15 protein-coding genes and 1 pseudogene are annotated in these 13,866 nt (G+C 63.4%); 7 read left to right on the top strand and 9 right to left on the bottom strand.

Features of this window, described 5'->3' with window-relative positions; translation table 11 throughout:
- Positions 1 to 3: 3 nt before the first annotated feature.
- From dhaK to P0D80_RS41425, 3 genes are all read left to right on the top strand, one after another.
- A complete protein-coding gene (gene dhaK, locus P0D80_RS41435) occupies positions 4 to 993 on the top strand; it encodes a dihydroxyacetone kinase subunit DhaK (RefSeq protein ID WP_132379658.1) in 990 nt (329 codons plus the stop codon).
- A gap of 595 nt (positions 994 to 1,588) precedes the next feature.
- Complete coding sequence (locus P0D80_RS41430; protein ID WP_408292397.1) at positions 1,589 to 1,873, top strand: DUF1488 family protein; 285 nt, start codon at positions 1,589 to 1,591, stop codon at positions 1,871 to 1,873.
- Between the two features lie 73 nt (positions 1,874 to 1,946).
- Positions 1,947 to 2,933 carry a zinc-dependent alcohol dehydrogenase family protein gene (locus P0D80_RS41425; protein ID WP_408292395.1) on the top strand — a complete coding sequence of 329 codons (987 nt, stop codon included), beginning with the start codon at positions 1,947 to 1,949 and terminating at the stop codon, positions 2,931 to 2,933.
- Positions 2,934 to 3,014: 81 nt separating this feature from the next.
- Here the strand turns inward: P0D80_RS41425 and P0D80_RS41420 are convergent, their stop codons facing one another.
- The 7 genes from P0D80_RS41420 to P0D80_RS41390 all read right to left on the bottom strand — a co-directional run bounded on the left by P0D80_RS41420 (position 3,015) and on the right by P0D80_RS41390 (position 8,792).
- Complete coding sequence (locus P0D80_RS41420) at positions 3,015 to 3,803, bottom strand: helix-turn-helix domain-containing protein (protein WP_408292393.1); 789 nt, start codon at positions 3,801 to 3,803, stop codon at positions 3,015 to 3,017.
- Positions 3,796 to 4,227, bottom strand: coding sequence for a response regulator (locus P0D80_RS41415; RefSeq protein WP_408292435.1), 432 nt, complete (start codon positions 4,225 to 4,227; stop codon positions 3,796 to 3,798). Before P0D80_RS41415 ends, P0D80_RS41420 begins: the two co-directional genes overlap by 8 nt.
- A 140-nt stretch (positions 4,228 to 4,367) precedes the next feature.
- The gene (locus P0D80_RS41410) at positions 4,368 to 5,018 is read right to left on the bottom strand and encodes a response regulator (RefSeq protein ID WP_408179542.1); all 651 of its coding nucleotides are present in this window, start codon (positions 5,016 to 5,018) and stop codon (positions 4,368 to 4,370) included.
- The gene (locus tag P0D80_RS41405; RefSeq protein WP_408179541.1) at positions 5,015 to 6,361 is read right to left on the bottom strand and encodes a PAS domain-containing sensor histidine kinase; all 1,347 of its coding nucleotides are present in this window, start codon (positions 6,359 to 6,361) and stop codon (positions 5,015 to 5,017) included. The genes P0D80_RS41410 and P0D80_RS41405 overlap by 4 nt, the downstream gene beginning before the upstream one ends.
- A 226-nt stretch (positions 6,362 to 6,587) precedes the next feature.
- Positions 6,588 to 7,415, bottom strand: a complete 828-nt coding sequence (locus tag P0D80_RS41400) for a universal stress protein (protein ID WP_408179540.1) — start codon at positions 7,413 to 7,415, stop codon at positions 6,588 to 6,590.
- Entirely contained in the window at positions 7,412 to 7,918 is a 507-nt protein-coding gene (locus P0D80_RS41395; protein ID WP_408292390.1) for a universal stress protein, read from the bottom strand. The genes P0D80_RS41400 and P0D80_RS41395 overlap by 4 nt, the downstream gene beginning before the upstream one ends.
- 37 nt (positions 7,919 to 7,955) lie before the next feature.
- On the bottom strand, positions 7,956 to 8,792 hold the full coding sequence (locus tag P0D80_RS41390) for a universal stress protein (protein ID WP_408292388.1): 837 nt from the start codon (positions 8,790 to 8,792) through the stop codon (positions 7,956 to 7,958).
- A 220-nt stretch (positions 8,793 to 9,012) separates the two neighbouring features.
- Between P0D80_RS41390 and P0D80_RS41385 the strand changes: the two genes are divergently transcribed.
- Positions 9,013 to 9,528 carry a flavodoxin family protein gene (locus P0D80_RS41385; protein ID WP_408292386.1) on the top strand — a complete coding sequence of 172 codons (516 nt, stop codon included), beginning with the start codon at positions 9,013 to 9,015 and terminating at the stop codon, positions 9,526 to 9,528.
- 228 nt (positions 9,529 to 9,756) lie between these two features.
- Here the strand turns inward: P0D80_RS41385 and P0D80_RS41380 are convergent, their stop codons facing one another.
- The gene (locus P0D80_RS41380; RefSeq protein ID WP_408179537.1) at positions 9,757 to 11,388 is read right to left on the bottom strand and encodes an oleate hydratase; all 1,632 of its coding nucleotides are present in this window, start codon (positions 11,386 to 11,388) and stop codon (positions 9,757 to 9,759) included.
- Between the two features lie 266 nt (positions 11,389 to 11,654).
- Here P0D80_RS41380 and P0D80_RS41375 point away from each other — a divergent pair, with 266 nt between their 5' ends.
- The 3 genes from P0D80_RS41375 to P0D80_RS41365 are packed head-to-tail and all read left to right on the top strand — an operon-like array spanning position 11,655 to position 13,605.
- Positions 11,655 to 12,008 (top strand): hypothetical protein, encoded by a 354-nt coding sequence (locus P0D80_RS41375; protein ID WP_408179536.1) that lies wholly within the window; start codon positions 11,655 to 11,657, stop codon positions 12,006 to 12,008.
- A gap of 40 nt (positions 12,009 to 12,048) precedes the next feature.
- On the top strand, positions 12,049 to 12,516 hold the full coding sequence (locus P0D80_RS41370; RefSeq protein ID WP_408179535.1) for a universal stress protein: 468 nt from the start codon (positions 12,049 to 12,051) through the stop codon (positions 12,514 to 12,516).
- A 48-nt stretch (positions 12,517 to 12,564) separates the two neighbouring features.
- The gene (locus P0D80_RS41365) at positions 12,565 to 13,605 is read left to right on the top strand and encodes a zinc-dependent alcohol dehydrogenase family protein (protein ID WP_408179534.1); all 1,041 of its coding nucleotides are present in this window, start codon (positions 12,565 to 12,567) and stop codon (positions 13,603 to 13,605) included.
- Between the two features lie 56 nt (positions 13,606 to 13,661).
- Here P0D80_RS41365 and P0D80_RS41360 read toward each other — a convergent pair.
- A pseudogene (locus P0D80_RS41360) lies at positions 13,662 to 13,866 on the bottom strand (acetate uptake transporter); the annotation flags it as partial.

Genomic DNA, 13,866 nt, shown 5'->3' with positions numbered 1-13,866 from the left:
ACCATGAAAAAATTCATCAACCACGTCGACGATTTCCTCGCCGAAAGTCTGGCGGGATTTGCATCCGCGCATAGCGACCTGGTCGTACTCAACAACGAACCGGTGTACGTGCGTCGTAAGACGCTTAAACCGGGCAAAGTGGCATTGATATCGGGCGGCGGTTCGGGGCATGAGCCGTTGCACTCCGGTTTTGTGGGCTATGGAATGCTCGACGCAGCCTGTCCCGGTCAAGTCTTCACATCACCTACGCCGGATCAGATGATGGCTGCTGCCGACGCTGTCGATACCGGTGCGGGGGTGCTATTCATCGTGAAGAATTATTCGGGTGACTTGATGAACTTCGAAATGGCGTCGGAGATGTCCGAGATCCCAAACGCGATGGTACTGATCAACGATGACGTAGCAGTGGAAAACTCCAGCTACACGACCGGGCGGCGTGGTGTAGCTGGCGCGGTGATCGTTGAGAAGCTGGTAGGCAGCATGGCCGAAAGCGGCGCCGACCTTGAACAGTGCAAGGCGTTCGGCGACCGGATCAACAAGCGCACCGCTTCGATGGGTGTGGCGTTCAGCAGTTGCACCGTGCCGGCCGCGGGAACGCTGACGTTCAAGATTGGCGATGATGAGATCGAAGTGGGTGTGGGCATTCACGGTGAGCCGGGCCGGCGCCGCGCAAAGTTCTCAGGCGCCGATGCGATTGCGGGGGAACTGCTCAAAGCGATCGTCGATGACCTCAAGCCCCAAGCCGGGGCTGAATTGCTGGTGCTCATCAACGGCCTTGGTGGAACACCGCTTGGCGAGCTTTACCTGCTCTTCAACTCGACGCGCGCGTGGCTTCAGCAACGCGACCTGAAGGTGGGCCGGGCACAGGTGGGTGCGCTGACGACTTCGCTCGAGATGGCGGGCGCCTCGATTACGTTATGTGTGCTGGACGACGAAATGGCCCGCCACTGGGACAGCCCGGTCCATACGCCGTCGTTGCGTTGGGGGATGTAGGGCGCGCTGGCTGCGAGAAACGCGCTGGTGCGGTGATTGACTGTCGCACCTGTGGTGGTTCGGTCTCACTACCGGCGTGGTCGGTGTTTCGTGCCCGGATCAGCAGTATGCAGCTCGCGTTGATCTCGCGTGCGCATCCGGCGGAGTTGGGGTCGTGAGGCGGCGCGAAATCCTGACTCGTAACGCGGCGGCCCACGCCGTTGCGCGCGGCTTTGGAAGATTGATCTGCAGCGATCCGGTCAGCATTGGCGCCATGACCAGAAGAATCACGACCAGTACAAATCACATCGACCAGCGGCGTGATGTTGACTTCAGCGAGAGGTTCGTCCGCGTCTTGTGCATTCGAATGCGAAACCATGCGAGTACCTCCTCCCGGTGAGTGCTCGGCGCTACGCGAAAACCGTTCCGTTGCGCAACGCTCACCAGTAGGGGCGGCGAGTCGTGTGCCATTGACCTCGATCAACCTGGATGCACGGCCCGAATTTGACGTGCCGCGCATAGCTCCTATGCTGGTGACAGGCGGGCGTCGCGCAGGCCGACCGCCTCGAAGGGTGGCGCGCCCCGTTACAGCTTCCTTTCCTGCGCAGCGAACCAGGTGATGGTCATGAAGATCCATTTCCGCGAAGAATGTCCTGAGTATTGCGCGCGCGACCTCGTCGTCGCGTTCCCTGCCGAAGTGAATGGTGTTCGCGTCCAGTGCGCGATCACCGCCGAAGCGCTCGAAGATCATTTCGGTGCCGCTTCCCTGCGCGAAGATGATCTGATTGGCGTGTTCAACTCGAACCGGCATCCTATCGAACACGCAGCGAGACAGTTGCTCAACGAGATCGGCGGCAAACCTATGCTCCTACACAGCGGTTATTTCCGTTTTTGCGAGTGAATTCCGGGCGAGGCGGCCGAGTGCGGTCGTGTCCTCCCGGTGCGAACCGGCTTGGAGTTTCAAGGAGAACGGTATGCGTGCAATGGTGTTCGACGGTAGCGCAGCATCGCTGCGAGAGCAGGAAGTGCCCGACCCCGCGGCCGGTCCCGGCCAGATCCTGATCGATATTCACGCGTGCGGCGTGTGTCGCACCGATCTTCATCTGGTGGACCATGAACTCGAGCATCCCAAACGGCCCGTCATTCCGGGCCACGAAATCGTCGGCACGGTAGCCAGGCTCGGCGCGGGCGTGACGGGGTTCGCCGTTGGCGACCGGGTGGGGGTGCCGTGGGTCGGCCACACCTGCGGGCATTGCCGCTACTGCCTGTCGGCGCGGGAAAATCTGTGCGACGAACCCGGCTTCACGGGCTATACGATCGACGGCGGTTACGCTGAGCGCACCGTCGCCGACAGCCGCTACTGCTTTCATCTGCCGGAGCAGTACACGGACTTCGAGGCAGCGCCGCTGCTATGCGCCGGTCTCATCGGCTATCGCACCTTGAGCATGGTGGGCAACGCGCAGCGGATCGGCATCTACGGTTTTGGCGCCGCGGCGCATATCGTCGCGCAGGTTGCGTATCATCAGCAACGCACGGTGTATGCGTTCACGCGCTCCGGCGATCACGCAGCCCAGCAACTCGCGCTGCGTCTCGGCGCGGCGTGGGCGGGCAGCAGCGACGAGGCGCCGCCCGACGAGCTCGATGCGGCATTGCTTTTCGCACCGATCGGTGCGCTCGTTCCGCAAGCATTGCAAGCGGTTGCGAAGGGTGGTGTGGTGGTCTGCGGCGGGATTCACATGAGCGATATTCCGTCGTTCCCTTACGCGTTTCTGTGGGGCGAGCGACGCGTGGTGTCGGTCGCGAATCTGACCCGCGATGACGGGCTCGCCTTCATGCGAATTGCAGCCGAGACGCGTCTCACGATTGAAACGACGAGTTATCCGCTGACGGAGGCCAATCGGGCGCTGAGCGATCTGCGCGATGGCAGGTTGACAGGTGCGGCCGTGCTCGTTATCCGATAGCGTGGTCGGTGTTGACGGCTGACGCCGTTCCACAATGGCGGCGTCGACCGCCGCGAGCCGGAATGCGAGCCGATTCCGGCTTCAAACCCGCACAAGGCCCTCGTGATCGAGAATCCGGATGTCCTTGCCGTGTGTATCGAGCAATCCGTCGCGCTGAAATTTGGAGAGCATCCGGCTCACTGTTTCGAGCTTGATCCCCAGATAGCTGCCGATTTCCTCGCGTGTCATGCGCAGGTGAAATTCGGCCGGCGAATACCCGCGCATTCTCAGGCGGTCAGACAGATTCAGCAGGAACGTCGCCACCCGCTGTTCGGCGGACATCGTGCCGAGCAGCATCATCTGCGACGACTCGCGCACGATCTCGCCGCCCATCATCCGGTGCACGTGCTGCTGGACGACTTTGACTTCGCGGCACATGGTTTCAAGCAGATGGAACGGGATGATGCAAACTTTGCTGTCCTCCAGCGCCACGGCATCGCAACTATGGTGGCCGGAGCAGACGCCCTCCAGGCCTAGCGAGTCGCCGGCGAGATGAAAGCCGGTGACCTGTTCGCGGCCGTCGCGATGCATGACGACGGTCTTGAACGAGCCCACGCGCACGGCATAGATATTCTGGAACGAGTCGTTCGCGCGGTAGATCGCTTCGCCCTGTTTGATGGTCCGCGACGGACAGATGAGCGATTCGATTCTTTGCAGTTCCTCGGGTGTCAGGCCTTGCGGCATGCAGATGGAACGCATCGAGCAGGCCGTGCAGCGCAGTGCATCCTTGCGCGGCGCGCGCACGCTGGCCGGCACTTGCCCAGGAGTCGGCGATGCTTGCTGACGGGCAAGCGCGGGCGAAATGACGGAATAGGCGGCGACGTCAGACATGATGTGCTCCTGGTTGAAAAAGGGCGCGCGTGCGATGCTCGCTGGCGATCCGCTGGATCGTGTTTCGCGCGAGATCGAATTCGCCGGTCTTGTCGAAAAAGTAATGGGCGCCACCTTTTAGGCACGCGTGCCGGAACCAGGCGCCGGAATGATTCGTTAGCACCATGACAATCACATGCGGTATTCTTTGCGCAAGCAACGCTAGCAATTCCATGCCGGTGCCGCCGTTCAGATGCAGTTCCATCACGACCAGATCGACCGCGCGCGTGTCGATGCCCGCGAATGCCGCACCGGGCTCTTCGGCTTCGCCGACGATCTCTACGCCGTCAAGTGCCCCGAACAGCGCGGCCATACGGCGCAGCACCAGTAGTGCATCGTCGACTAGAAAAATACGCAGGGCGGAGCGGTCAGGGCTTGAGTTCACGGCTCGAAGTATCTGTCGCGCTGTCTCAAAATAAAATCGGCGGGGAGCGAACTTCGAGTAGGCGTATGGGAAGGTCTGTAGGGGATTTCCTACATAAATCAGGCGAACCACGAGAATCGCTGAGAGCGCTGCAAATCCGTCTAGATGTCGTCTTCGTCGTCGCTGACCAGTTTGTGGCGCATTGCATAGCGCACCAGCGCCGCTTCGTGCGGCATCTGCATTTTTTCGAGGATGCGCGTCTTGTACGTGCTGACGGTCTTGCTGCTCACACACAGTTCGGCCGCGATCTCGGTGATGGTCTGACCGGCTGCAATCCGCTTCAAGACGTCGAACTCCCGATCGGACAGACGTTGATGCGGCAGCAGATCGGTTGGTTCATTGAGGCTTTGCGCGAACCGCTCGGCCATCGCCAGGCTCACGTACACACCGCCGACGGCAACCTTGGTTACCGCCACCACCAGTTCGGCGCTTGCGCTTTCTTTCGTCAGGTAACCGGACGCACCGGCCTTGAACGCGCGCACCGCGTATTGCTGCTCGGCGTGCATGGTCAGCACGAGGATGCGCAGCGTCGGCTTTTCTTCCTTGATCTGTTTGATCAATTCGACGCCATTGCGGCCGGGCATGGACAGGTCGAGCACCAGCACGTCGGCGGCCCGCTCGCGGATCAGCGCGATCGTGCTGGCGCTATCGTTCGCTTCGCCGACCACTTCGAAGCCGCTCGCGCCCTGCAGGATATGACGCAGACCGTCGCGCACCAGCGCATGGTCGTCGGCGATCAGGACGCGGGTCATGCTTGCACCTCCTGTATTTGCACGCTCTCCGTCGGAATGGTGACAGTCAGCACAAAGCCTTTGCCGTGCGCAGTATGAATCTCGACCGCTCCGCCGAGCATGTGCGCACGTTCACGAACGCCGAGCAAGCCGAAGGACTTGGCGGCCGGCTCGTCCGTTCGATGCGCGCCCTGGCCATTGTCGGCGATGCTCAGCTCGAAGGTCCCATCCTTCGCGCGCAGGCCGAGCGTGACCAGCGTGGCATCGGCATGGCGCGCAACGTTCGTTAGCGCTTCCTGCACGATCCGGAACAGCGCCGTGGCGCCTGCCGGGCTGAAGCGCGCGTCGCCAGTCTCGATGTCACGCTCCACGTCGATGCCGTACCGGTTGGTGAAGTCGTTGGCGAGCCATTCGATCGCGGGAATCAGTCCGAGGTCGTCAAGCATGACCGGCCGCAGATCGGCGGCAATGCGGCGTACCGAAGCCACGGTCGCATCGATCAACCGGCGCATGCCTTGCAACTGCTCGCGCACCGGTGTGCTTGCCGAAGGGTCCAGCGCCTGTTCGACCGACGAGATGTCCATTTTCAGCGCAGTGAGTTGCTGGCCGAGATCGTCGTGCAGTTCGCGTGCGATACGCGTTTTCTCGTCTTCACGTATCTTCTGCAGATTGGCCGACAGTTCGCGCAGTTCTTCGCGCGCCTGCCGTTGCGCGCGCTCCGCTTTGACGCGTTCCGTGATGTCGCGCAGCATGACGGTGTAAAGCCGGGTGTCGCCATCGCGAATCTGCGAGATCGATGCCTCGAGCGGGAATTCCTCGCCGTTGGCGCGCAACCCCGATAGCACACGTTGCTTGCCCATCTGCCGGTCCGACACGCCGGTCACGCCGAACTGCTCGACGTGTTGCGCGTGCGCTGCCCGAAATCGCTCCGGAATGAAGCGGGCTAGCGGCGCGCCGATCGCATCCATGGCGGAGCAGGCGAAAACCTGTTCCGCCATCGGATTGAAGATGACCACCCGCTGCTGTTCGTCGATAGTGATGATCGCTTCCATCGACGAACGGATGATCGCCATCATGCGAGCTTCATTCAAAGCGGACTGGCTGGTTCCGGTGCTTGCTCCTCTGCCTGCGGAAGAGCCATTGCGACGCGCGCGAACAAGCATGAACACGCTTGTGGCCAAAAGAAAGGCGGCGGCGACGCAGATGAACAGCGCGGGGTCGAGCCAGCGTCGTGCAGCCAGCAGGGTAGCAAGCGTCACGACGAACGCTGCCACCGCCACGAAGACGGGCCGCGACCCAAGCGAGCCGAACAGCCCGCGCAAACCGGCACTGCGCGAGGTGGGCGTCTTACCGCTGACGGGCATGTGCGCCTCTTTGGAATGACTGCGGACAAGGATCGGTCGCGCTACCCGCCGGCGTCGGTCCGGCGGCGCGCAGAGCAGGCACGTCTGTCCGGCAGTGTTTGGGCGGTGCGAATAGCTAGGTTTGCGCACATTGTGCGTGAAACGCCAGTTACATGCCAGTGCCGCCGGGCGGCGCGCTCGTCCCTTGGTGTGGATGCCCGCGCGCCGGCTCGGTATCGTGCGTCACTCAATGCGACATCAGCACGGGCACGGTCATCGCCTCCAGCATGGTGCGCGTGACGCCGCCGAGCAGCCGTTCCTGGGCCCGCGCATGGCCATACGCACCCATGACCAGCAGGTCGATGTGGCGGTCGGCCAGCGCATTAAGCAGGGTGGCGCCGGTGTCGACGCCGGACACCTTAGGTATCGTCGTGAAGCTCGTCTCGATGCCGTGCCGCTCGAGCCAGGCGGCCACGTCGATGCCGGTCGGCTCGCCATAGCGCGGCTGACTCTGCACTTTCATGACCGTGACGAAACTGGCGCGGCGCAGGAGCGGCAGCGCGTCGGTTGCGGCACGCGCGCTTTCGCGGCCGCCGTCCCAGGCGATCATCACGTTGTCCATTTGCGATCGGACCGGTCCTGCATAGGGCAGCACGATTGCCGGTCGCCCCGAACCCATGATCACGTCCTCGACGAACTGGCGCGCCACATATGCGCTCGTGTCGTGCGGATCATGCTGGCCGAGGATGAGCAGATCGGCATGGCGTGCGTGCAGGATCGCCGCCGCGGTCGGCGGGCCGCCCGGCGCGCGCCATTCGACGCTGTGCCCGGCACGCTCGGCCGCCGCGAGGAATTCCGCTTGCGCACGCTTGAGGTTGTGGTCCCGTTGCGCCTCGCAGGCGGCGCTCCAGCGCCCCTCTCCATGCAGAAAGACCGGTCTTGTCAGCTCTTCGCAAACGGCATAGAGACCGATCAGATGGGCGTTGTGGAGCGCAGTCACCTCGAGCGCATAGGCGAGCCGGGCCGCGCTATGGGTGCTGTCGTCGAGGTGCACCAGCAGGGTTTTGCAATTCATGACGGATCCTTGACGGGTTCTTCCGCGGCCTGGGCGACTTTCGCTGCGGGCGACGCGCAATGCATGGAGATCAGCAGCACCGAACAGGTGGCGATGCGCAGAAAATGTTCGGCGACGCTGCCGAGCACCAGCCGCCGCACGCCGCGGCGGCCGTGAGTGCCGAGCACCACGACGTCGGCGTTGAAGTCCTGCGCCGCGCTCTGAATGCGATGCGCGATGTCTTCGCCCGTGAGGTCGGTTTCGACTATGCGCGGCGCGCCTTTCACGTCCGCGCCGGCCATCAGCGCGGTGGCGTCGGCGAGCACGTGCCGGCCTTCCTCGACGAGCGCGTCGCGCACATAGGATGGGTCGTAGCCGGGCACGTCGTAGGACATCAACGGCACGTCCACCACGTAGAGCGGCTGCAGCCGCGCCCCCGACTCGCGAGCCAGTTCGACCGCGGCGGCCAGCGCGCGCGTCGAAGTTTCGCTGCCGTCGACGGCAACCAGAATCTGTTGGTACATGGCGAACACTCCTGAACGGGAAGAGAACGTGCGGAAGTCAGTGCGACATCAGCACGGGCACGGTCATTGAGCGGAGAATCGTGCGCGTGGCGCCGCCCATCACCAACTCGCGCCAGCGGGCGTGGCCGTAGGCGCCCATCACGAGCAGATCGGCGCCGCCGTCGGCCACCTGCGAGAGCAGCACGTCGCCGACCGAGCCGCCCGGGCCGGTTTCGATGTCGGCGATTTCCACCTGCACGCCGTGCCGTGCAATCACGGTGGCGATATCCGCGCCGGGAATGCGGGCGCGCTCGCCCTCGTGGATACCGTTGACAGTAAGGATCGTCGTGCTGCGCGCCGTGCGCATGAACGGCAGCGCATCGTGCACGGCGCGGGTGGCTTCGCGGCTGCCGTCCCACGCGACCAGGACCCGGTCGCCTGTCGACCTTTCATTACTCGCATACGGCACCAGCAACACCGGGCGGCCGCACGACAGAATGAGGTTTTCCGGAAAGAAGTCGCCGACATACGATTCTGGATCCGCGGGATTGTCCTGCCCTGCCACGATGAGGTCGGCGCAGCGGCCCGCACGCGGTACGGCGAGACTGGCGGGTTCATCGATGGCGACCCATTCGCCCGGCACCTCGGCGCGCCGCAGTTCGGCGTGAAACAGTCTTTCGAGCGCCGCGCGCCTCTCCGCGCGCAACTCCTCATGCGTCCGGTAATACTCCGCGGTCCCGGCCATCACGTAGAGCGAGCGCGGATCCGGGCTGAAGACGGCGAACGCGCCGATCAGATGCGCGCCGAACTGTTTGGCCAGACGCAGCGCGATTTCGAGCCTCGGGTGCGCGTTCGGGCTGGTGTCGAGATGGACAACGATGGTTTTGTAGCTCATGGCAGTCGCTCCTGGGAAGGGACGGTGACGCGCGGATAAGTGAGCTTGATTCTAGGAACGATGGCGGCGGCCCCGTTGATGCAGATCAACGGCGACGCAGGCGCGTTGCGTGAAAGCGTTGTTTGAACTGTGTCATGAACCGGCGCCCACTGCAGCCTATGCTGCGGACATGCGTGGCGCCCGTGCGCGCGCCCGAGCGTTTCCACAGAAGGAGCGAGTCATGTCTGAAGCCCGCGTTCTAGTCGTTTTCTTTTCGCGTACCGGTACCACGCGCGTGCTCGCATCCACGCTCGCCAGGATGCTGTCAGCCGACCTCGAAGAAATCTGCGACTGCACCGAGCGGCGCGGCGTGATGGGTTATATGCGCTGTCTTGCCGACTCGTGGCGCAAGCGGCCGGCCGAGATCGTCCCGGCAGGACTCGATACCTCGCAGTACGACCTCGTGGTGGTGGGCACGCCCGTCTCGGCCGGCTCGGTGTCGGCGCCAGTGCGTGAGTATCTGCTCGAGAACCGGTTGAAGTTCCGGCATGTGGCGTTTTTCTGCAGCTTCGGCGGCCTGGGTAGTCAAGCCGCGTTCGACGAAATGCGCGCCCTGGCCGGCAAGGCGCCCGTTGCGCAATGCAAGGTGCGCGCCACCGAGGTGCAGCGGGGCGTGGTGGCCGCGTCGCTGGCGCTTTTCGTCAGCGTGCTCAAACATCATCTCGCGCATTACGAGGCGCTGGAGTGGGCCTGCTGATCCGCATGCTATGTCTAGGCCGGCAGCAGCATCATCACGGCGGTCGCGCCCATTACCGCCGTCGGCGACCACCATAGCCGCCGCATTTGCATTCACGGCGAAGTGCGGGCAGAGCGTGCGCAGCGCCACGTCGGTGTCCCGTCGAGATCCACGGCGTTCCTCTCAGCGTATGCATGCCGCGGGGCCTGTCAGCGCGTGTCGGCACGGGGCGCGAAAACTGCATCGTGGTTAGCGGCTGTGCAACGCCGAAGCAGCGCCATATACCACGCGAGGGTCGTACGGGCCCTTGTACACCGCCGGAGCCGAGCGGTCCAACCCAAGCAGCGTGTAGACGGCGGTCTGCGCGGAGCGCACCGAATATTCCACGGTGAACACGACGTCGTTCGGCAACTCGCAAAACTGTCCGACGAACGCGAGGTTCGCCCAGCCCTCGGGCACCACGTTCGGCCTGTCGCCGCGCTTGCGTCGCAGGAACTGGCTGGTGATGAACGGCATGAGACACGGGATGCAGATCGCGTCGTCGAGAATACGCGGCGCTTGCGCCTGAATGTGCAGATGGCCGAGAAGCTCCGTCATGATTTCGCGCCCCGTGCACTCGATCATCGGCTTGCCGACGAAATTGCCCGGCCGGTCGACGAAGAGTCCATAACCCCAGAACACGTCGACGTCCTTCGGCTGTCCCATGAAATGCGGCTGGTGCGGCAGGACGATCGAGGCGAGCCAGTTCGATTGCGGGAACGTGATCAGACCGCCTTCGCCGGGCACGTTGCCGGTCAGATCGCGGACCAGGCGGAACAGTGTCGGATCGTGCAGCGTCGCGGCAAAGGAGAGCCATCTGGATTCGTCGACGTGATCGGCGAAGACCGTCGGATGGCCGAACTCGGTGCGCCCGGCGGCGATGGTTTTCCACAGCGCCCATGCGCCGGTGCTGTCGTCATGATTGAACGCCGCCGCGCGATTCGTGCCGCCGAGGCTCGATCCTGCCGTCATCGAACCGAGCGTCACGATGACCTTGTCCTCTTCACCGACCGGAATCTCGACACGGCGATCGTCCTGCTCGCAGACAATGCCCGCGACCCGATTCAGTTCTCCGCTTTCGTCATATCGCAGATCAATTACCCGTGTGTTGGCGCGAAATCGCACGCCGCGTTCGTCGAGCCATTTGCGCAGCGGCCGCACCATCGAGTCGTACTGGTTGTAGACCGTGCGCATGATGCCGTGCATCTGGTTGAAGCCCGGCGTCATATGCGCGAAACGCAGCAGGTAGCGCCGGAATTCGGCGGCGCTATGCCAGGGCTGAAAGGCGAACGTCGTGGACCACATGGTCCAGAAGTTGGTTTCGAAAAAAGCGGGCTCGAAGTGATCGGAGATTCGGCTGTCGCCAAGCAGCGCTTCCGGTTCGAGCGAAAGACGGCCAAGCGTGAGCAGTTGTGTTTCGGCGAGCCCGTAAGGGGGCGCGTTTTCGCGGCGGCCGTCGCGCACGAACCGCGCTTTCGAGGAAGTGCGGATCGTCTCGTTCCAGTCGAAGATTTCCTTCGTGACGCTGCCGCGGCCATCGAGCGTGGGAATCGAGTCGAACAGATCGTAGGTGCAGAGATACTTGCTTTCGAGCATGCGGCCACCGCGCACGACGTAGCCTTCCTGGGGCGAGCCGCCGCCGTCGAGGCTGCCGCCCGGTTTATCGAGCGCTTCGAGGACCGTGATCAGACAGCCGGGTACATCGGCGTCGCGGATCAGAAAGGCGGCGGCCGCCAACGACGCAATACCGCCTCCGACGAGATAGAAATGTCCGTCCGCGATCGCTTGTTCCCGAGTCTGATGCGCGACCGGTTGCATGGCGGGATATGCGGAATTATTCATGTGGGGGTCCCTTGATGACGTGGAGATGGTGTCTAGACCATACCTGCGCTGCAGGGACGCCCGTTGAGTTGGATCAACGGATCGAGATGGGGACTGCCAGCGCAGGCGACTAGCGCCAAATCGCGTCCCGCATACACTGCCACGCCGTTGATGCAGGTCAATCGGCAGGCGTGAATAGCGCCGATGATCAGTTCATCGGCTCGCTGCCGTGCGCGGCGTCGGCTGCCGCGACGGCCGACGGGCGGAACAGCGCGCGCGGAGGCAGCATGGGAATCGATATGCAGGTCATCTACCTCGGATTTGCCGGTTCCGCACAAATCGAGTCGGAGGCAGCAGCGCAACTGGTGCGCCTCCAACGGTTCGGCAAAGCCATTTCCGGTTGCCATCTGACGATCGAGGCCATTCACGAGCGAGCGCTGAACGACATGTCCGGCGCGCGACGCGGCGTGCCGGGCGCGACGCTGAACCACCTCATGTTCGACGCGCGTCTCGATCTGGTCCTGCGCACGGGTGAGCTGGTGCCGCTCGAGCAGCGGCAGGGTGCCGATCCCGACGGCGCGATACTGGCGGCTTTCGATGCCGCCGAACGGCTTCTCGAGCGAGGCGTCGCGCGCGTTTGATCTTCAGCTGGTCTTTCAACGTTTTCTTCAGGAGGCAGTCATGTACGCAAACATCGTGGTGGCCGTGGACGGCAGCGAAGCCGCAAAACGCGCGCTCTCCGAAGCGGTCCAGCTCGCGAAGCTCTCGCGCGGCAAGTTGACGGCGGTGTACGTGCTGGATCAGTCGGCGGCTTTCACCTACGCGGGCGCATGTGATCCGCATCTGCTGACGGACGCTGCTCGGCAAGTCGGGGTCAGCCTGCTCGATGGCGCGCTCGCCCAGATGCGCGAGCTCAACGTCGCGGGCGACACCGAGATCGTGGAGACGCAAGGCATCGCCGAGGACATCGCCAGCGCATTGATGCGCTGCGTGCAACGCCGTGGCGCGGACCTGGTCGTGATGGGCACACACGGGCGCCGCGGTTTGCGGCGCATGGTGATCGGCAGCGTGGCGGAGCGGTTCGTCCGCTATGCGACGTGCCCCGTGCTGTTGATCCGCGAGGCGGCGGACACGGAGCGCCGCACATAGGACTGGTGTACGTCACTCGGCGGTTTCACCGATCAACGGAGGTCATCCATGAAAGCGCTGGTGTATCACGGTCCCGGCAAGAAGTCGCTCGATGAGCGGCCCATGCCGCAACTCGTCTCAGCCACCGATGCCATCGTCAAGGTGACGCGCACGACGATCTGCGGTACCGATCTGCACATTCTGAAGGGCGATGTTCCGACCTGCCAACCCGGCCGCATTCTCGGCCACGAAGGGGTGGGCGTCGTGCATCAGGTCGGCGCCGCTGTGAGTTCGTTGAAAGAGGGCGATCACGTGCTGATTTCGTGCATCTCCTCATGCGGCAAGTGCGACTATTGCCGGCGCGGCATGTATTCGCATTGCACGACCGGTGGGTGGATTCTCGGCCACCGGATCGATGGAACGCAAGCTGAATACGTGCGCATTCCGCACGCGGAGACGAGTCTTTATCCGATTCCCGCGGGTGCCGACGAAGAAGCGCTCGTGATGCTGTCCGACATCTTGCCGACTGGTTTCGAATGCGGCGTCCTCAACGGCAAAGTGCAACCGGGCAGCACCGTGGCGATTGTCGGCGCGGGCCCGATCGGCCTGGCTGCGTTGCTGACCGCGCAGTTCTATTCGCCGGCCCAGATCGTCATGATCGATCGCGATGAGCATCGGCTCGAGGTCGCGAGCCGCTTCGGGGCAACGGCGTGTATCGATAGCCGGGTGGCCGATCCGGTCGCGGCGGTGATGAAACTGACCGACCACGTCGGTGTGGATTGCGCGATCGAGGCCGTGGGCGTACCGGACACGTTTGAGTTGTGCGAGGCGCTGATCGCCCCGGGCGGTGTGATCGCCAATGTAGGCGTGCACGGGGTGAAGGCGGATCTACACCTGGAATCGCTGTGGGATCGCAACATCTCCATCACGACGCGACTCGTCGATACTGTCAGCATGCCGATGCTGCTGAAGACAGTGCGCTCAGGCCGGCTCGATCCTGCCAGGCTGATCACGCACCGCTTCCAGCTCGAAGAGGTATTGGATGCCTACGAAACCTTCGGCAGCGCCGCTGATTCGCATGCGTTGAAAGTGATGATCGAAATGCTCTAGGGGCGGCGCTGCTGCCCGAACGCCGCGGCAGCAGGCGCCTTTTGCAACACACCTGATCACGCGTTGCGCAGCTCTTCCTGAATCGTCAAAGTCACAGCAAGTTGCTCTGTCACGGCGCCAGTTGGTAATACGACGTGTCCATGGGTCTCGTTGATGATTTCCGCAGCGGACAGATAAAACGCCAGCAGGGCGGTGAGCATGCCCAGATACCCGCCGGCATGATGCAGCCATTCAAGCCCGGTCCATTCGCTCACGGCGAGT

This window comes from Paraburkholderia sp. RL17-373-BIF-A (assembly GCF_046030175.1).
Lineage (GTDB): Bacteria > Pseudomonadota > Gammaproteobacteria > Burkholderiales > Burkholderiaceae > Paraburkholderia.
The sequence above is the reverse complement of the archived record's forward strand: the minus strand, read 5'-3'. Positions and strand labels throughout refer to the sequence as shown.